15 protein-coding genes are annotated in these 16,743 nt (G+C 69.6%); 5 read left to right on the forward strand and 10 right to left on the reverse strand.

The window, feature by feature from the left end; all coding sequences use genetic code 11:
- Nucleotides 1-44 precede the first annotated feature (44 nt).
- The 5 genes from Adu01nite_RS17215 to Adu01nite_RS17235 all read right to left on the reverse strand — a co-directional run bounded on the left by Adu01nite_RS17215 (nt 45) and on the right by Adu01nite_RS17235 (nt 3,864).
- Nucleotides 45-479 (reverse strand): MarR family winged helix-turn-helix transcriptional regulator, encoded by a 435-nt coding sequence (locus Adu01nite_RS17215; protein WP_203727887.1) that lies wholly within the window; start codon nt 477-479, stop codon nt 45-47.
- A gap of 334 nt (nt 480-813) precedes the next feature.
- Nucleotides 814-1,128 carry a putative quinol monooxygenase gene (locus Adu01nite_RS17220; protein WP_203727888.1) on the reverse strand — a complete coding sequence of 105 codons (315 nt, stop codon included), beginning with the start codon at nt 1,126-1,128 and terminating at the stop codon, nt 814-816.
- A gap of 92 nt (nt 1,129-1,220) precedes the next feature.
- Nucleotides 1,221-2,354, reverse strand: a complete 1,134-nt coding sequence (locus tag Adu01nite_RS17225; RefSeq protein ID WP_203727889.1) for a GDSL-type esterase/lipase family protein — start codon at nt 2,352-2,354, stop codon at nt 1,221-1,223.
- A 418-nt stretch (nt 2,355-2,772) separates the two neighbouring features.
- Nucleotides 2,773-3,267, reverse strand: coding sequence for a deaminase (locus Adu01nite_RS17230; RefSeq protein WP_203727890.1), 495 nt, complete (start codon nt 3,265-3,267; stop codon nt 2,773-2,775).
- 108 nt (nt 3,268-3,375) lie between these two features.
- Nucleotides 3,376-3,864 (reverse strand): hypothetical protein, encoded by a 489-nt coding sequence (locus Adu01nite_RS17235; protein ID WP_203727891.1) that lies wholly within the window; start codon nt 3,862-3,864, stop codon nt 3,376-3,378.
- Between the two features lie 76 nt (nt 3,865-3,940).
- On the opposite strand from Adu01nite_RS17235, the gene Adu01nite_RS17240 reads away from it, so the two are divergent.
- A complete protein-coding gene (locus Adu01nite_RS17240; protein WP_203727892.1) occupies nt 3,941-4,834 on the forward strand; it encodes an NADP-dependent oxidoreductase in 894 nt (297 codons plus the stop codon).
- Here the strand turns inward: Adu01nite_RS17240 and Adu01nite_RS17245 are convergent.
- A complete protein-coding gene (locus Adu01nite_RS17245) occupies nt 4,831-4,977 on the reverse strand; it encodes a hypothetical protein (RefSeq protein ID WP_203727893.1) in 147 nt (48 codons plus the stop codon). The genes Adu01nite_RS17240 and Adu01nite_RS17245 overlap by 4 nt on opposite strands.
- A 56-nt stretch (nt 4,978-5,033) precedes the next feature.
- Nucleotides 5,034-6,611 carry a CocE/NonD family hydrolase gene (locus Adu01nite_RS17250; protein ID WP_203727894.1) on the reverse strand — a complete coding sequence of 526 codons (1,578 nt, stop codon included), beginning with the start codon at nt 6,609-6,611 and terminating at the stop codon, nt 5,034-5,036.
- Nucleotides 6,612-6,662: 51 nt separating this feature from the next.
- Between Adu01nite_RS17250 and Adu01nite_RS17255 the strand changes: the two genes are divergently transcribed.
- Nucleotides 6,663-7,319: a TetR/AcrR family transcriptional regulator gene (locus Adu01nite_RS17255; protein ID WP_203727895.1), complete on the forward strand. Its 657-nt coding sequence runs from the start codon at nt 6,663-6,665 to the stop codon at nt 7,317-7,319.
- Here the strand turns inward: Adu01nite_RS17255 and Adu01nite_RS17260 are convergent.
- Nucleotides 7,285-9,576, reverse strand: a complete 2,292-nt coding sequence (locus Adu01nite_RS17260; protein ID WP_239132475.1) for a putative bifunctional diguanylate cyclase/phosphodiesterase — start codon at nt 9,574-9,576, stop codon at nt 7,285-7,287. The two genes, Adu01nite_RS17255 and Adu01nite_RS17260, sit on opposite strands and share 35 nt — an antisense overlap.
- 183 nt (nt 9,577-9,759) lie before the next feature.
- Between Adu01nite_RS17260 and Adu01nite_RS17265 the strand changes: the two genes are divergently transcribed.
- Nucleotides 9,760-11,721 carry an N-acetylmuramoyl-L-alanine amidase gene (locus Adu01nite_RS17265; RefSeq protein ID WP_203727896.1) on the forward strand — a complete coding sequence of 654 codons (1,962 nt, stop codon included), beginning with the start codon at nt 9,760-9,762 and terminating at the stop codon, nt 11,719-11,721.
- Here the strand turns inward: Adu01nite_RS17265 and Adu01nite_RS17270 are convergent.
- On the reverse strand, nt 11,709-12,893 hold the full coding sequence (locus Adu01nite_RS17270; RefSeq protein ID WP_203727897.1) for an FAD-dependent monooxygenase: 1,185 nt from the start codon (nt 12,891-12,893) through the stop codon (nt 11,709-11,711). The genes Adu01nite_RS17265 and Adu01nite_RS17270 overlap by 13 nt on opposite strands.
- Nucleotides 12,894-13,007: 114 nt before the next feature.
- On the opposite strand from Adu01nite_RS17270, the gene Adu01nite_RS17275 reads away from it, so the two are divergent.
- Complete coding sequence (locus tag Adu01nite_RS17275; RefSeq protein ID WP_203727898.1) at nt 13,008-13,913, forward strand: GntR family transcriptional regulator; 906 nt, start codon at nt 13,008-13,010, stop codon at nt 13,911-13,913.
- Here Adu01nite_RS17275 and Adu01nite_RS17280 read toward each other — a convergent pair.
- Nucleotides 13,867-15,549: a glycoside hydrolase family 13 protein gene (locus Adu01nite_RS17280; RefSeq protein ID WP_203727899.1), complete on the reverse strand. Its 1,683-nt coding sequence runs from the start codon at nt 15,547-15,549 to the stop codon at nt 13,867-13,869. The genes Adu01nite_RS17275 and Adu01nite_RS17280 overlap by 47 nt on opposite strands.
- A gap of 82 nt (nt 15,550-15,631) precedes the next feature.
- On the opposite strand from Adu01nite_RS17280, the gene Adu01nite_RS17285 reads away from it, so the two are divergent.
- Entirely contained in the window at nt 15,632-16,630 is a 999-nt protein-coding gene (locus tag Adu01nite_RS17285; protein ID WP_203727900.1) for a glycosyltransferase family 4 protein, read from the forward strand.
- Nucleotides 16,631-16,743: the final 113 nt, after the last annotated feature.

A 16,743-nucleotide genomic window follows, 5' to 3' on the forward strand; every position in this document is an offset into this window, starting at 1 on the left:
GAGGGTCGGAATCGCTCTGCCGACTCCGGCCCGACCGTCCTTCGTCATTTCCGATGGTGTGGGAGTTGTGCCGCGATCTTGTCGAGCGTGGCCGTGAGGACTTCTCGTTCCTCCTGGCTGATCGGGGCGAGGATGTCCTCGTCGACTGCTGCCATCGCGGTGCCGAGTCCGTCGATCAGGGCTATTCCGGCTTCGGTGGCGTAGACCCGTTTGATGCGGTCGTTGCCCTCTTGAAGTCGCCGCTCGACGAGGTGTCGCTTCTCAAGTTTTTGCAGCATGCTGGACACATTGGCTTCACCCCTGTTTACCTGGTTTGCGATTTCTCGCTGGATCGATCCGGGGTGGTCGCGTAAGTAGCCGAGGACGAAAGCTTGCTCGAGGCTGATGTCGCGATCGCGGATCCACTTCTCGCCTGCTCGCGATTGTGCGGTGACGATCCGCCGCATCAGTTCGAAACTTCGATCGCGTTCGTTGTCCATGATTGCTGTTGGCCCTCGTCGGCAGTTCTGCTGTGGCGGTGTCCAGCGACGCCGCCGACCGTGGTGTTGTACCAGCACGCCGCTCGCTCCCGAGAGCCCGTCGGTGCGCCTTCACGCCTTGTTCCGGCGGGCGGCAGCGTCGGACCCGGACCGGTCGGGCCCGACGCCGATCCTATCGACGCGATGTCGGGGTGGGCCAACCGGTCGCGGCATGGTGCGGCGGCGTCGTCGGTCAGCGAGTTGCGGTGACGAACTGGGTCTGGATCTGTACACGGAGGGTGCTCCGGCCCGTCTCCGGTTGCGGTGTGCGTGATCGGGGTTGGTGGTTCGACCGTCAGCTGGAGTAGGCGATGTGAACCGACTCGCGCACGCCCCACTCCTCCGCGCCGTCGGCGACCAGGTCGAAGACCCGCTGGTGTCCGGCGTCCATGGCGGGGTTGGAGTAGTGCCGTTGGAAGGACTCGTCGTCGCGGTAGAACTCGAACGCCCACATGACGTCGGGGTCCTCGTCGGATCGGGCGAGTACCCAGTCGACCGGGCCGTCCGGGTCTTCGTTGAAGTGCAATTCGTTGCAGAGATCGAACAGCTCGTCGCCCTTGCCGGGCTTCGCCTTGAACTTGAGGACCATGCCGGGCTGCTTCTGGTGCATCAGATTCTCCTTTGACCGTGGTGGTGGTGCTGGTGTCCGTGACCACCGCCTGGTGCGGGGCAGGTTTGTGGTGATCGCGCGATTGCGTGGGCCTACCCGGCGGCGACGCTGTGACGGCGGGCGACCAGGTCTGCCATGACCTGCGCCAGGCGGGCTTCGCCGGCCTCGTTGGGGTGCAGGTGATCCCCCGAGTCGAACTCCGGGGACAACCGATCGGAGTGCGAGGCCGAGCGCACCGCTTCGTCGAAGTCGACGACGCTGGGAGCCGAGGTCCTGATCCACGCGTTGACGGCGGTGCGGGTCTGTTCGCGGCCGTGGTCGTATCCCTCGGCGCCCATGAACGGGGTGATGGTCGCGATCGTCGTTCTCAATCCGGCCGCAGTGGCCTGCGCGATGAGCCGCTGGTAGGCGTCGATCAGCTGCTGCGCCGTCGGTAGCTCGTCGGTGGGGGCGACCTGACCGGGAAGGCCCAGGTCATTGGTGCCGAGCGCGATGACGACGTCGGTGACTCCGGCAGTGGCGAGCACGTCGTCGTCGAAGCGGGACAGACCCGAGAGACCGAAGGACGCGATCGCCGGGTCGGGGTCGACACGCAGTCGATTGCCGGCGATGCCGCGGTTGAGGATGGATACCTCGACCCGGCCCGCTAGTAGTTCGGCGGCGGCCTCTGGCCACCCGCCGGCGGTGATCGAGTCACCCAGGCACACCAGGACCGCCGCGGCAGGCTGCCCGCACACCTCCACGCTGTGCAGGAATGGCAGGGGAATCGCCATCGCAGTGCCATCTGGCGCGGGGATCGTCGGCGTTTCGATCGCCGGGAACTGCAGGGCCCCGGCGTGATCGCCCGGGGCGGATACCTGCACCGGCATCCGTGCGAAATTCCCCGTCGCCGGCAACGTCTCCGCAGGGAGAAAAAGATCGACTTGCACCTGGTCGCCGCGCTGCACGTGAAGAGCCACCGGGTCGGTGTGCCGGGTCTGCCCGGCCGGGATCGTGGCCTCGGCCTGCCCGGCGAACAGCGCCGCCGCACCATTCGCGCCGACACCGACCGCGCAAGAGCCGATGACCAGCGGAGCCTTGCCGAACCGGTTGCTCAGTGCCAGCCGGACATGATCTCCGCCCAGAGCCGTCACCACACGCGCCCGGACAGTGACGTCAACGAATGAGGTTCCGAAGTCGTGCACGTCCACGACGGCCTGCGTCCAGCCTGCCTGCCACTGCTCCATGACCCCTCCTCTCCCGGCTGCCCAGCATGTCTGCGGGCATGAAACGACGCTAACACTTATTCGATGAAGCATCTAGCAGTGAATGGTCTAGTAGTGAAGTTTTTTACTCAAGAGTGCGGCCGTGAACCGACGAGCCCGGATATCGCCGGCAGCAACCGGCAGACACGTCCGACAAGGTCAGCCTGCCCTGCGCCGTACGGCCATTCCTGGCCTTCGGAGAATCACCCACTCGCCGCGATCAAGCCAGGCCGCAGAGACGAGGACGCCGGCGCTGTGGCACCGCGCTCCCGAACACCGCCTCGATCAGGCTGTGCCCTACACGCCGTCGTCGGGACCCTGCGCCTCATCAGGGGAATCGACCGCCGCAAGCAACCGAACCGGCGAACACGGCCATCAATCCGGCGGACGGCCGCCGCGCTCAGTCCACCAGGGTGCGTGCCCAATCCCGGAAGCCGGAGTCGGGAGCGGACACACAGTATCGGCGGAACTGGTCGCGGACCTCGGCCGCGCGGACGCCGGCCGTCAGTGCAGGCGGCCGGTACCAGGGCAGGTCGGCACTGACCGGCCAGTTCGCGACCAGGGCCGAGCCGCCGTCCGCCGGGGATGCGAGGCCGTAGTAGACGTCGGTGACCTCGAGGGCCATCGCCGCGCCCAGGCACATCACGCAGGGCTCCAGGTTGACGGCCAGGCGCAGCGGATCCTCCCGCGGTCGCCGGCCGAGCTGCTCGTCGGCCGCGATCATCGCCAGCAGATCGACGTGCACCAGCCGGCGGCCCCGCGAAACGTCCTGGGTCCAGGCCCGCGCGATGATCCGGCCACCCATCTCCACCACGGCACCGATCGGCAGCTCACCCCGGGCCATGCCCTCCTCGGCGACGTCGATGGCCGCGCCGACCAGTTCATCGGGAGTCACCGCACCAGCACATCATGCGGGCGCTACCGGCCATCCCAGCGGCGCCGTGACAGGCCCGGAGGAAACTCTTCGACGCTGCCCGCCACGAGTTGTCGCCACGGCTTTCGCCTAGCGCAGGAGGGCGGCGAGCTGGGTCAGGGCCGGGAGGGTGTAGGTGCCGCTGCTGTTGCCGGAGTCGGCCACGATGCCGACGATGATGCCGCCGCAGATGCACAGGAACAGGATGCCGACGATCGCGAACAGGATGATCGTGGCGACCAGGCCCGGCCACTTCTGCGGGGGTGCGCCCAGGGCGCCGCGGATGAAGGCGATCATCGGGGCCCGGTATTCCAGCTCCAGCGTCTGCCCGGGGTAGATGTTGACCGGCAGGTCGGCCGGGCCCAGCGGCCACAGGTACGGCACGTGGACGTGCAGCAGGTACTGGCCGGGCGCCAGCGGGATGATCTGGCGGCTCCACGTGTTGCCGACGCGCTGGCCGTTGATCTCGATGACCGGCTTGAACAGGCCCAGCATGAACGCCAAGGGATGGTACTTGGTCGTCAGCGCGATGCCACTCCCCGGCTGTTGCGGCTGAGCGTTCCACGGCTGCTCGTACATCGGTACTCCCCCAAGATCGGCGAGGGCAAAGAATACGGTTGACCTCAACCTCACTTCAACTCGCAGAATCGTCGGCATGAGAGCCGTGGTTTTCGATCGCTTCGGTCCGCCCGATGTTCTGCGCCTCGCCGACCTGCCGGATCCGGAGCCGGGGCCCGGTGAGGTGCGGGTCCGGGTGCGGGCGGCGGGGGTCCAGCCGTTCGACGTCGGGCTGCGCCGGGGCGCGATGACCTGGGCGAAGGTGCAGTTTCCGCAGCAGATCGGCCAGGAGTACGCGGGGGTGGTCGATCGGCTGGGGGCGGGCACCGAGGGCATCGAGATCGGCGATGCCGTGCTGGGGTCGACCATGCTCAACGGCTACGCGGAACTGCTCTGCGTATCCGTACCCACTGTGGTGCGAAAACCGGATCGCCTGGCTTTCCCGGATGCGGCCGCGCTGGTCGCGGCGTCGCAGACGGCGACCGGCGCGCTCGCCGCATTGGCGGTGACCGGCGGTGACGTGCTGTTGGTTCATGCCGCGGCCGGCAGCGTGGGCACCATCGCGGTGCAGCTTGCCCGAGCCAAAGGGGCCACCGTGATCGGGACGGCGAGCCCGGCCAATCACGACTATCTGCGGCAGCTGGGTGCCATTCCGGTGGCGTACGGCGACGGGCTTCTCGACGAAATCAGAGCAACCGGGGAAACGCCGACCGTCGCGCTGGACGCCGCCGGTGGAATCGCGATCGGGCAATCGGTGGCGCTCGGGATCGCACCCGTTCGGGTCGGCACGATCGTGGACGACAAGGCCGCAGCCGAGCACGGCACCAAGGTGGTGCGCGCCGGCCGCGACCCGAAACGGCTGGCCGAGGTGGTGGCCGCCCGGGTCGTCATGCCGGTGCGGGCCTTTCCGCTGTCCGACGTGGTCGCGGCGCACCGGGTGGTCGAGTCCCGGCACGGCCGCGGCAAGGTCGTACTGACCGTCGAGTCCTAGGCGGTGATCGTGTCCCAGGAGAAGGCGAGCAGGGCGAAGGCCGCGCCGAGCAGCGCGAGGCTGATACCGCGGGTGCCGATCGGCAGCGCCGCGAGCACGATCAGGATTACCGCGATCAGATAAAAGATTCCCTGAATGGACATTGTTTCTCCTCGATCGGTGGGGTAGCGGCGACGCATTACCCCACCGACCGAGGCGGCTAAACCACCGGCAATACCAAAGTCGACGTGTGCTGGACCGTGGTGTCGGTGGCGACCATTCGGGTGGCCCGGCCGGGCGGTTCGCCGGTGCCGTAGTTGCGCAGGAAACGCGGGTGGGCGCCGCCGCTGACCTGCAGCCGGATCCGGTGGCCGGGCCGGAAGCGGTGCCCGGCCGGGCCCATCTCGACGACGACCCGGCCGGCCTCGGCGGAGCGGGTCAGCCCGTCGCAGATGTTGACCGACTTGCCGGCCGGATCGACGTCGCAGAGCCGGGCGAAGAGGTCACCGCTCACCGCGGTGGTGGAGGCGTCGAACTCGGCCCGCACCGCGCCGATGATCTCCAGCGGGGAGGAGAGCACCGGGCCGGTGAAGGTCACCACATCGGAGCGTTTCTCCAGCTCGGCCTGGTCGCGCTGACCCTGGGTCGGAGACTGCAACGCGCCGCCGATGGCCGGGGTCGGGTCGGTCGGGTCGTACCGGAAACTGGTTGAACCCGTACCCTCCGCAAGCCCCAGCGTGCCCTCGCCGAGGAACCACCGCTCCTCCCGGATTTCCGGCGGTGGCCAGGAGGGCAGGTCGCGCCACTCGCCGGCGCCGCCCACGAAGACCCGCACCCGATAGGGCGACGGCTCGCCGCGCAGCCGCCGCATCGCCTGAGCGAACAGCTCGGCCCAGCCGTCCTCCAGCGCCGACGTGTGCGTCCACGGACCGATCAGCAGGTCGGGCTCGTGGCCGGCCGCACGCAACCGGACATAGTGCTCGATCACCTGCTCGGGGGACAGGTCCCACCAGCCGGTGCTGAGGCTGACCGGGACGGCGAGTTTGTCGGCGAGCGGGGTGAGATCGCTCGCGTGCCAGAACTCCGGCTCCGGGTGCTCGAGCCACTGCTCCAGGATCGGCCGCCGGCCCCCGTAGACCTGCGGATACACGTCCAGGAGCGGTACGCCGCGGACGGCCCGCTTGAGATGCCGCTGCAGCCGCAGGACCGCCAAGAAGTAGTCCTTGCCGGTCATCGCCTGGGTGAACAGGCCGACCCCGCCGACCAGCGCCCGCTCGAGCCCGAAGGCGCCGCCGCGCCAGAAGAAGTCGTGCGGGTCGGTGTGGCCGACCTGCATGACGGCGCCGCGCCACTCCGGCGGCGGATCACCGGCCAGGGCCCATTGCGTGAACGCCATGTAGCTCGCGCCGATCGTGTAGAGCTCGCCGCTGAACCACTCCTGCTCGCGCAGCCAGGCGACGGTGGCCAGGCTGTCCTCGCGCTCGCCCTGCCAGGGGTCGAACTCGCCGCCGGACCCGCCGGTGCCGCGACTGCTCTGCAGGATCACGTGGAAGCCCTGTTCGGCGAAGAGCGCGCCGTAGAGGTAGTTGAAGGGGAATCCGATGCGCACATACGGGGCGCGCACCATCACGGTCGGGCACGGATCGCCGGTGACCGGTGCGTAGTGGTCGGTCATCAGCGGCACGCCGTCGGCGGCGGGCACCGCGACGCCGGATTGCCACTGGACGTCGTAACGTGCGGGCGGGCCCTTGCGGGTGCGGCGCCGAAGGATCCGGAGGAAGAGTGGCAGTCGCTGCATGACGGGCACCTTTCTCGTACGGTGTACTGAAAATAGTAGCAGGAGGTTTCGATGGCTCGCGGACGTCCGCCGGCGCACACCCGTGACCAGGTCGTGGACGCGGCGATCCGGCTCGCCGACACGGAGGGGCTGGCCGCGGTCTCGATGCGCCGGATCGCCACCGAGATCGGGGCGGGCGCGATGTCGCTCTACACCTACGTCCCGGACAAGGACCGCCTGCTGGACCTGATGGTCGACCGAGTGGGCGCCTCGATGGAAAAAACCAAGATCACCGGCGATTGGCGTACGGATCTGATGGCGCTCGCCGCCGCCCAGCGCACTCTGATGCGCGCGCACCCGTGGCTCCCGGCCGCCCTGCCCAACCGGCGCCTGACCGGCCGCAACATGCTCGACTACCTGGAGCGGGGCCTGGCCGCGCTCGCGCCGACCGGCCTGGACGGCCCGACCAAGATGGAGCTGATCGCCCTGATCACCGGCTTCGTCGCGTCCTACGTCACCAACGAGCAGGCGGCCGCCACCCCGACCGAGGAGCAGGTCGAGCTGATCACGGCGGCGGTGGCGAGCGGCGAGTTCCCCCAGCTGGCGGCGGCGCTGGCGGCCGGCGGACCGGGTCGCGAGACGTCCTTCGAGCGGATCGCCGACTGGACCATCAGCGGACTGGTCGAGCAGGCGATCAGGCCGCGACCGGGCGCTCGATCCAGCTCGTGAGGTTCTCCGGCCGCTCGGCCTTGCCGTAGAACCAGCCCTGCACCAGGTCGCAGCCCTGGTCGCGGAGCCAGTTGCGCTGCAGTTCGGTCTCCACGCCCTCGGCGACCACCCGGTGGCCCATCGCGTGGGTCATGGCCAGCACGGCCCGGACGATCGGCTCGTTGGTGCCGGTCTCGCCGACGTCGTTGATGAACGAGCGGTCGATCTTCACGATGCCGACCGGGAGCCGGTGCAGATAGCTGAGCGACGAGTAGCCGGTGCCGAAGTCGTCGATGCAGAGCGTGACGCCCAGCGAGTGCAGCGCGTTCAGGGTCAGCAGCGCGGCCTCGATGTCCTCCATCACGCCGGACTCGGTGATCTCCAGCCAGAGCGCCTGCGGCGGCAGGCCGGTGTCGCGCAGCACGTCGTCGACCAGCGTGACCAGCGAGCCGTCGCGCAGCTGGCGGACCGCCACGTTGACCGAGACGTGCAGCGGGCGGGCGTCCGGGCCGCGTACGTCGAGCCACTGCTGGAGCTGCTGCACCGACTCGCGCAGCATCCAGGCGCCCATCTCCACGATCATGCCGGTCTCCTCGGCGATCGGGATGAACTCGACCGGCGAGACGAACCCGAGCTCGGGCGAGTTCCAGCGCATCAGCGCCTCGAAGCCGTCCAGCTCGTCCGCGGCGATGTCGACGATCGGCTGGAAGTGCACGGCCAACTCGCCGCGTTCGAGCGCGCCGCGCAGCGCCTGCTCCAGCTTGACCCGGTCGCGGACCTGCTCGCGCAGCGACGTGTCGAACAGCGCGTACGCGTTGCGCCCCGACCCCTTGGCCTTGTACATGGCGGTGTCGGCGTCGCGGATCAGCTCGAGCGCGTGCGCCCCGCCGGTCGACTTGGCCACGCCGATCGACGCCGACACGACCACCTCGCCGACCGAGAGCGTGAACGGCTTGGCGAACTCGTCCAGCAACCGGTCGGCGAGCGATTCGGCGAGCCGCAGGTGGGACGCGCTGGCCAGGGCGATCACGAACTCGTCGCCGCCGATCCGGGCCACCACGTCCTGGGCCCGGACCTGCTCGCCGAGCCGGCCGGCCACCGCGCACAGCAGCTCGTCGCCGACCTCCGGCCCCCAGTGGTCGTTGATCATCTTGAACCGGTCGAGGTCGATGAAGAGCAGGCTGATCTCGAGGTGCTCGCCGGTGGCTCGGTCGGCCCACGCGGCCACCGTCTCGGAGAGCATCTCCCGGTTGGGCAGGTCGGTGAGGGCATCGTGGGTGGCCCGCCGCCGGGTCATCCGCTCGGCCTTGACCCGGGAGTTGTTGGAGCGCACCACCCGGCCGAGCACGCTGAGCACGATCATCGCGCACAGGCCGGCCCGGATCAGGTCGTTGAACAGCGAACCGAGCGGCATCAGCGACGTGACGATGGTGGGCACCACCACGACCAGGCCGATCACGGTCATCCGCAGCCGGCTCATGTCCCGGACGACGATCTTCTGCGGCTGGACCAGCGTCCGGGTAGACGGGTGCAGCGCCGACGCCGGGATCAGCACGAACATCAGCAGGAACGCCGCATTGCTCGGCGTCGGGGAGATGTCGATCAGCTGGGCGTCGCGCAGGCTGAACAGCAGGTCGCCGACGAACATGCAGGCGGCCGCGGTGATCATCAGCCAGAGCGCGGCCTGCTGCACGCCGCCGGCCAGCATGAGCTGCGCGACCAGGATCAGGATGACCACGTCGATGATCGGGAACAGCGCGTCGAGGACCTGATAGCCGGACAGATTCGACGACTGGACCGCCGGGGAGATGACGAACGTCCAGGTCACGAACGCGGCGGCGAGCCCGACCAGGACCGCGTCGACCCGGGCCGGGTCATCGTCGTCGGCGCGCCGCCGGCGCAGCATCACCAGGAACGCATAACCCAGGCAGAGGTACGCCGGGACGATGAACGAGTTGGGGATGAGCGCGACGGCCGTCGGCGGCGTGTTCATCGTGCTCGGCACGGCCGCCCGGATCGCGGTGGCCACGATGAAGAGCCAGCCGGCGACCCGGATCATCTGGAACGGGCGCCGGTCGGACCGCGCGAGATTGCGGTTGGGCCCCACGTAGAGCGACGCCATGCCGGTGAGCATCGCCAGGACCATGGCCGGGGCCTGCACCCAGACCGGTCCGGCGCAGTAGATCGTGACCAGCACCAAGCCGACCGCGACGTGCACCCAGGCCCAGCGAGCACGCAACGGCGCGGACCCCTCGGCGATCACGTCAGCTCTGGTCACTCCCCATCCATCGGCCACCGGACCGGGTTCTTAACCGTTGTGACGCAAGTCCCTCGCGTCAGCGTTTTACCGCTTTTATACCGGTTTGATACCTGCGAAATTTCGGCATAGTTGGCGATTCCCGGGACTGGCGATACGTGAGACGGCAACGTGTTCGGTGGCCGATCTACCACGGGGGTACACGTGCACCGGAATCGGACGAAGCTCCGCGCCGCCCTTTTCCTCGCCGCCATCGTCGCGGCCCCGGTCCCGCCGGCATCCGCCGCGCCGGCCGACCCGGCGCTGCAGTCGATCGCGTTCCCGGACGCCGTCCACGGGCGCATCACCAGGCCGTTCAGCCTGCTCGGGGTCAGCTGGGCCGACCCGGCGGCGGCCGTCGACGGCACGATCCAGGTGCGGACCCGCGTCGCCGGCACCCGCCGGTGGACGTCGTGGTCGGCCCTGGAGGCGGACGGCAGCGCACCCGGCGACCGCCGCGGCGCCAGCGACCCGATCTGGGTCGGCGCCTCGGACGCGGTCGAGGCCCGGATCAGCGGGAGCCGGCGCGCGCTGCCGGCCGGGCTGCGGGTCGACCTGATCAACCCCGGAGCCGGAACCCCGGAGCCGATCTCCCGGCGCGCCGAGTCCGCCTCGGCCGACGTTCCGCTTCCGGTCCGGCCGGTGCCGCGGATGGTCACCCGGGCCGGGTGGCACGCCAACGAGACCATCGTCCGGGCCGCGCCCACCTACACCGGGCCGATCCAGGCGTTCTTCGTGCACCACACGGCCACCGGCAACGGCTACAGCTGCGCCGACTCGGCCGCGATCGTCCGCGGCATCCAGGCCTATCAGGTGCGCACCAAGGGCTGGGACGACATCGGCTACAACTTCCTGGTCGACAAGTGCGGCCGGATCTTCGAGGGCCGCGGCGGCGGCGTGAACCGATCGGTGCTCGGCGCGCACACCATGGGCTTCAACTCCAACAGCAGCGCGATCGCGGTGATCGGCACGTTCGACCGCACCGGCGTCTCGGCGACCGTGCAGACCGCGATCGCCACCGTCGCCGCCTACAAGCTGGGCGCGGCCGGCAACCCGCCGGACGGCAAGGTCGTTCTGACCTCCGGCGGCGGGCCGCGCTACGCGGCCGGGGCCCGGGCCATGCTCTGGCGGATCTCCGGGCACCGCGACGCCGGCCGCACCGCCTGCCCCGGCGACAGCCTCTACCGGCAGCTCCCGGCGATCCGGGCGATCGCCGGCGCGGGCCCGACCGGCCTGCGCTACCTGCGGATGCCCGGCGCCACGCTCTACGGCACCACCCTCTACACCAAGGGCCTGATCCGCCCGCTCTGGAACGTCACCACCCCCAGTTCCCTGATCAACCGCTTCGAGATGTACGTCGATGGCGAGCTCGCCGTCGCCACGCCGGGCACCCACCGCACCACCACGCTGCGCCTGCCGCCCGGCGGGCACGTCGTCACGATCAAGGCCGAGCACCTGTCCGGCAAGGTGAAGATGGTCGGCGCCACGGTCATCTCGGACGCGGTCGCCCCCGAGTTCACCGCCGGGCCGACCCTCGCGCTGCGGACCGGCTCGCTCGACGGCTCGGTGCCGATCCAGCTGCAGTGGACCGCCGACGACGTGAACGGCGTGGCCGCGGTGGCGATGACCGCGCCGTCCACGATCGACCTCGGCACCACCGCGCACAGCCGGAACGGCACCCTCGCGCCCGGCCGGCCGGTCACCTTCGCGCTGCGGGCCGCGGACCGGGCCGGCAACACCGTGGACGGCTCGGTCACCCGTACCCCCGTAGTCGTCTCGGAGGCCGCGTCGGAACGTAGCGGATCGTGGCGCACGCTGCGTAACCCCGGCTATCTCGGCGGGGTGGCGCTCGGCGCCACCGCCGCCGGATCGACCGCCTCCTGGACCTTCACCGGAAGCTCGGCGGCGATCGCGGTGAGCCGGGCCGCCCAGTCCGGCCGGATGCGGGTCTTCGTCGACGGCGACGACCAGGGCACCATCGACCTGGGATCACCACGGACGCTCTACCGCCAGGCGGTCTGGGCACGCTCATGGCCGACGAGCGAGGAGCACACCGTACGGGTGGAAGTGGAGGGCACGCCCGGACGCCCGGGTGTCGTGCTGGACGGGTTGGTCTACCTGAAGTGAGCGGGGCTCGGCGCGTAGTCACTCAGGGTGATCGCGTCGGCCTTGCTGAACTGCTTGGCGAGGACCTGCTTCATCGGCCAGCGGAACATCATCCGCATCGACATCGCCCGCGCCCGGATCATCAGCCGGCTCTTCGGCGCGGCCATCGCCATCCCGCCCGGCGGCAGCTGCGTGCCCTGCGCGACGTAGCCGGCCATCCGCTCCTGGTAGGCGGCGAACGCCTCCTCCGGGGTCCGCGCCGACGCCAGCTCGCCGCCGAGCACGTACGCGCCGACCAGGCTCATGCTGGTGCCCATGCCGGCCAGCGGTGAGCCGCAGTAACCGGCGTCGCCGAGCAGCACCACCCGCCCGCGCGCCCATGTGGCCACGTGCACCTGACTGACCTCGTCGAAGTAGAGGTCGTTCGCCGCCGGCAGCTCCGCGAGCAGCGCCGGGACCCGCCAGCCGACGCCGGTGAACCGCTCGGTCAGCACCCGGATCTGCTCGTCGCGGCCGATCCGGTCGTAGAACGCCGGTGACCGGAAGCTGAGGCTGGCCTTCGCGGTGCCGCCGGCCTCGGGCCGGACCAGGACCGCCCGGCCGCCGGTGGTGTTGAACATGGCCGACCAGTTGCCGAGGTCGCCGGGATCCGGCACGGTGAAGTAGGAGGCGTAGCCGCCGAGCGGGCGGACGTAGTCCTCGTGCGGTCCGAACGCGATCTTCCGGACCCCGGACCGTACGCCGTCGGCGCCGGCGATCACGTCGAAGCGCTCGGTGCCACCGCTCGCGAAGGTGACGTCCGCCCCGTCGATCGCCACGATCCGGTCGCCGAAGCGGTAGTCGACGCGGGCCGCGGTAGCGTCGTAGAGGATGGTCGCCAGGTCGCCCCGGGCGATCTCGATCTCGGCGACGATGCCCTCGCCGCCGAACATGTCGGCCGGCATCTCGAGGATCCGCCGGCCGCGCTCGTCGACCATCGCGAAGCCCCGGTCGTCGATCTGCCTGGCCCGGATCGCCTCGCGGATGCCCATCTTCTCGACCACGTCCTTGGCCACCCCGCGCACGTCCACCGCGTGGCCGCCCGGGCGCGGCTCCGGCGCCTTCTCCACCACCGTCACGTCGGCGCCGGCCCGGTGCAGCCAGTGCGCCAGCGCCGGCCCGGCAATCCCCGCCCCGGAGATCAGAACCCGCATTTTCCCCGCCTCCTGCGTACTCTGTATATCGATGTACTAGCCAGGGTAGGCACGGCGTTCTAAGCTGGCAATCTGTACTAGTACGGTGCAGTCCACAGCGGGAGGTGTACTAGGTTGGACGCCCCATATCGGCAGATCGCGCAGGACATTCGCAGCCGGATCGAGTCGGGTGAGCTGCGGCCCGGCGACCGGGTCCCGTCCGCGCGGGCGCTGGTCCGCACGTGGGGGGTCGCGATCGCCACCGCCACCAAGGCGCACGCGGCGCTGCAGGAGGAGGGGCTGACCATCGCCCGGCCCGGGGTCGGCACGGTGGTGGCCGGGCCGGCGCCGCGCCGCGACCCCGAGCTGACCGCCGCGAGGATCGTGGCCGCGGCCATCGAGATCGCCGACCGCGACGGCATGGCCGAGCTGACCATGCGCCGGATCGCGAGCACGCTCGGCGTCGCCACCATGTCGCTCTACCGGCACCTGCCCGGCCGCGAGGAGCTGATCCTGGCGATGATCGACGCGGCGCTCGGCGAGGTGCCGCTGCCGGCGCCGCACCCGCGCGGCTGGCGAGCGAGCATCGAGCTGGTCGCGCGGCTCGAGTGGGCGGCGTTCCAGCGCCACCCGTGGCTGGCGCCGACGATGTCGATCACCCGGCCACAGGTGGCGCCGAACGCGATCCGGCTCAGCGAATGGGTGATGGCCGCGTTCGACGGCACCGCGACGCCGCTGCCCGACCGGATGTACATCCAGGTCCTGATCTTCACGTTCGTCCGCGGGATCGCCAGCGGCCTGGAGCCGGAGGCGGAGGCGATCCGGGACAGCGGCATCACCAACGACGAGTGGATCGAGACGCAGGCGGACCGGTTCACTCCGCTGCTCGCCACGATGCCGCACTTCCGCGAGCTGACCGCGCAGCAGTTCGACTTCGACCTGAGTCAGCTGTTCGAGTTCGGCCTGGCCCGCCTGCTCGACGGTCTCGAACCCTTCATCGCGTCCTTCGCAGGACCACCGCCTGCCACGGCGCCATCGTGAGGCCGTTCGCCGGCAGGTTGCTCAGCACCAGCTCGGCGCCGTCCCAGCCGTCGATCTCGGCCTCGATCGTCTCGCCGGTGAAGTTCCCGATCACCAGCAGCTCGGTGCCACCGAGCTTCCGGGTGTAGGCGTAGAGCCGCTCGTCGTTCGGCAGCAGCATGGTGAAGTCGCCGTCGACCACGGCCGGCTCGCTGTGCCGCAGCGCGATCAGCTGCCGGTAGTAGTGGAAGACCGAATCCGGGTCGGCCCGCTCGGCCTTCGCGTTGATCTGCGGGTAGTTCGGGTTGGCCGCGAGCCACGGCGTGGTCGTGCTGAAACCGCCGTTGGCCGAGTCGTCCCACTGCATCGGGGTGCGCGCGTTGTCCCGGCCGCGGGCGCGCAGCACGGTCAGCACGTCCGCCGGCTCGCGACCCTCGATCTCGGTGGCCTGCCGGAACTGGCCGAGCGCCTCGATGTCCCGGAAGTCGGTGATCGACTGGAACGGGTAGTTGGTCATGCCGAGCTCTTCGCCCTGGTAGACGTAGGGCGTGCCGCGGTGCAGGTGCAGCACGGTGCCGAGCATCTTGGCCGACGCCGCGCGGAACTCGGGGCTGTCGTCGCCGTAGCGGGAGACCACCCGCGGCTGGTCGTGGTTGTTCCAGTAGAGGCTGTTCCAGCCCTCCTCGGCCAGCCCCGCCTGCCACCGGCCGAAGATCCCCTTCAGGACGGTCAGCTGCAGCGGGAAGACCCGCCACGGGTCGCCGCCACGGTCGGCCCAGACGTGGTCGAACTGGAAGACCATGTCGACCTCCTGGCGCTCCTGCCCGGTGAAGAGGATCGCCTCGTCCACCGTCACGCCCGGCATCTCGCCCACGGTCAGCAGGCCGTCGCGACCGGCGAAGACCTGCTCGTACATCTCGTGCAGGAACTCGTGGTTACGCGGCCCGTTGATGTAGCCGGCCGACCCGTCCGCGTACGCCTGCCCGGCGGTGAGACGGCCGTCGGCCAGCGGGAGGACCTTGGAGATCATGTTGATGACGTCCATCCGGAAGCCGTCCACGCCCCGGTCCAGCCACCAGCGCATCATCGCGTACACCGCCTGCCGGACCTCGGGGTTCTCCCAGTTGAGGTCGGGCTGCTTCGGCGAGAACAGGTGCATGTAGTACTCGCCGGTCTTCTGGTCGAACTCCCAGGCCGGCCCGCCGAACGCGGAGCCCCAGTTGGTCGGCTCGGCGCCGGGCGTGCCCGGCTCCATGCCCTCGCGGCCCGGCCGCCACCAATACCAGTCGCGCTTCGGGTTGTCCCGGCTCGACCGGCTCTCCTGGAACCAGGCGTGCTCGTCCGAGCTGTGGTTCACCACCAGGTCCATGATCAGCTTCATCCCGCGGTCGTGGACCCCCTTCATGAGTTCGTCGAAGGTGGCCAGGTCGCCGAAGAGCGGATCGATGTCCTGGTAGTCGCTGATGTCGTAGCCGTTGTCGTCCTGCGGCGACCGGTGGATCGGGGACAGCCAGATCACGTCGACGCCGAGCTCGGCCAGATGGTCCAGATGGTCGATGATGCCGCGCAGGTCACCCATGCCGTCGCCGTCGGCGTCCGCGAAGCTGCGCGGGTAGATCTGGTAAACCACCGCACTTTTCCACCACAGATCCGTCATGCGTCTTCTCTAACACGAGAACGCCGGTCTTGTCGGCTGGGCATACTAAGCGGGTGTTAACTGAAAAAATGCGGTATTTGTCATGAAAGTTGCACTACTGGGGCCGATCGCCTGGCGTACGCCACCACTGCACTACGGGCCATGGGAACTGATCACCAGCCTGCTCGCCGAAGGGTTGGTCGCGCGCGGCATCGACGTGACTCTCTTCGCCACCCTCGACTCGATCACCACGGCCACCCTCGACGGGGTCATCCCCACCGGCTACGCCGAATCGCCGGATCTTGACGGCCGGGTCTGGGAAGCGCTGCACGTCTCGCACGCGCTGGCCCGGTCGGGCGAGTTCGACCTGGTGCACAACCACCTCGACTGGCTGCCGCTGGCCTTCTCCCAGCACTGCGCGGCGCCGCTGGTGACCACGATCCACGGTTTCTCCGGGGCGAACATCCTGCCCGCCTACCAGCGGGCCCGATCGCACTACGTCTCGATCTCGGACGCCGACCGCTCCCCCGACCTGTCCTACGCCGGCACGGTCTACCACGGCATCGATCTGTCCGGGCTGCCCTTCTCCCCTTTTGGTAGCGATCTCATTGCCTTCGGGCGGATTCATCCGGACAAGGGCACCGATCTGGCCATCGAGATCGCCCGCCGCGCCGGCCGGCGACTCATCATGTGCGGGATCGTGCAGGACGCCGAGTTCTTCGCCCGCGCGGTCGAACCGCACATCGACGGCGACCGGGTGATCTACCTCGGTTCGGTCGGGCCCGCCGACCGCGGGCGCATTCTCGGGTCCGGGGCGGCGCTGTTGCACCCGATCCGGTTCGCCGAGCCGTTCGGCCTCTCGGTCGTCGAATCCATGGCGTGCGGGACGCCGGTCATCGCGTACCGGAAAGGTTCGATGCCGGAAGTGGTCGACGAGGGCGTGACCGGACGCCTGGTCTCGGACGTGGACGAAGCGGTCGCCGCGGTTGCGTCGATCGCTTCGCTGGATCGCGCGGGATGCGCGGCCCGGGCCCGGGAAAGGTTCGCCGCCGACCGCATGGTCGACGACTACTTGGCGATTTACCGCAAAATCGTCAGCTGAATAGTCTGCTCTTGTTAACGTGCGATTGTGAATTGCACGACAAGCGGAGCAATTTCCCGCGTCGCATTGACGCCAGCGCACGTGCAGTAGTCGTGCTGCGGGGAGGCAGCCGC

Source organism: Paractinoplanes durhamensis (genome assembly GCF_016862175.1).
Lineage (GTDB): Bacteria > Actinomycetota > Actinomycetes > Mycobacteriales > Micromonosporaceae > Actinoplanes > Actinoplanes durhamensis.

What these genes read in the sequence shown, in the direction of transcription:
- Adu01nite_RS17215 (WP_203727887.1), bottom strand. Translation starts at nt 479, where the DNA reads ATGGACAACGAACGCGATCGAAGTTTCGAACTGATGCGGCGGATCGTC.
- Adu01nite_RS17220 (WP_203727888.1), bottom strand. Translation starts at nt 1,128, where the DNA reads ATGCACCAGAAGCAGCCCGGCATGGTCCTCAAGTTCAAGGCGAAGCCC.
- Adu01nite_RS17225 (WP_203727889.1), bottom strand. Translation starts at nt 2,354, where the DNA reads ATGGAGCAGTGGCAGGCAGGCTGGACGCAGGCCGTCGTGGACGTGCAC.
- Adu01nite_RS17235 (WP_203727891.1), bottom strand. Translation starts at nt 3,864, where the DNA reads ATGTACGAGCAGCCGTGGAACGCTCAGCCGCAACAGCCGGGGAGTGGC.
- Adu01nite_RS17240 (WP_203727892.1), top strand. Translation starts at nt 3,941, where the DNA reads ATGAGAGCCGTGGTTTTCGATCGCTTCGGTCCGCCCGATGTTCTGCGC.
- Adu01nite_RS17245 (WP_203727893.1), bottom strand. Translation starts at nt 4,977, where the DNA reads ATGTCCATTCAGGGAATCTTTTATCTGATCGCGGTAATCCTGATCGTG.
- Adu01nite_RS17250 (WP_203727894.1), bottom strand. Translation starts at nt 6,611, where the DNA reads ATGCAGCGACTGCCACTCTTCCTCCGGATCCTTCGGCGCCGCACCCGC.
- Adu01nite_RS17255 (WP_203727895.1), top strand. Translation starts at nt 6,663, where the DNA reads ATGGCTCGCGGACGTCCGCCGGCGCACACCCGTGACCAGGTCGTGGAC.
- Adu01nite_RS17270 (WP_203727897.1), bottom strand. Translation starts at nt 12,893, where the DNA reads ATGCGGGTTCTGATCTCCGGGGCGGGGATTGCCGGGCCGGCGCTGGCG.
- Adu01nite_RS17280 (WP_203727899.1), bottom strand. Translation starts at nt 15,549, where the DNA reads ATGACGGATCTGTGGTGGAAAAGTGCGGTGGTTTACCAGATCTACCCG.
- Adu01nite_RS17285 (WP_203727900.1), top strand. Translation starts at nt 15,632, where the DNA reads ATGAAAGTTGCACTACTGGGGCCGATCGCCTGGCGTACGCCACCACTG.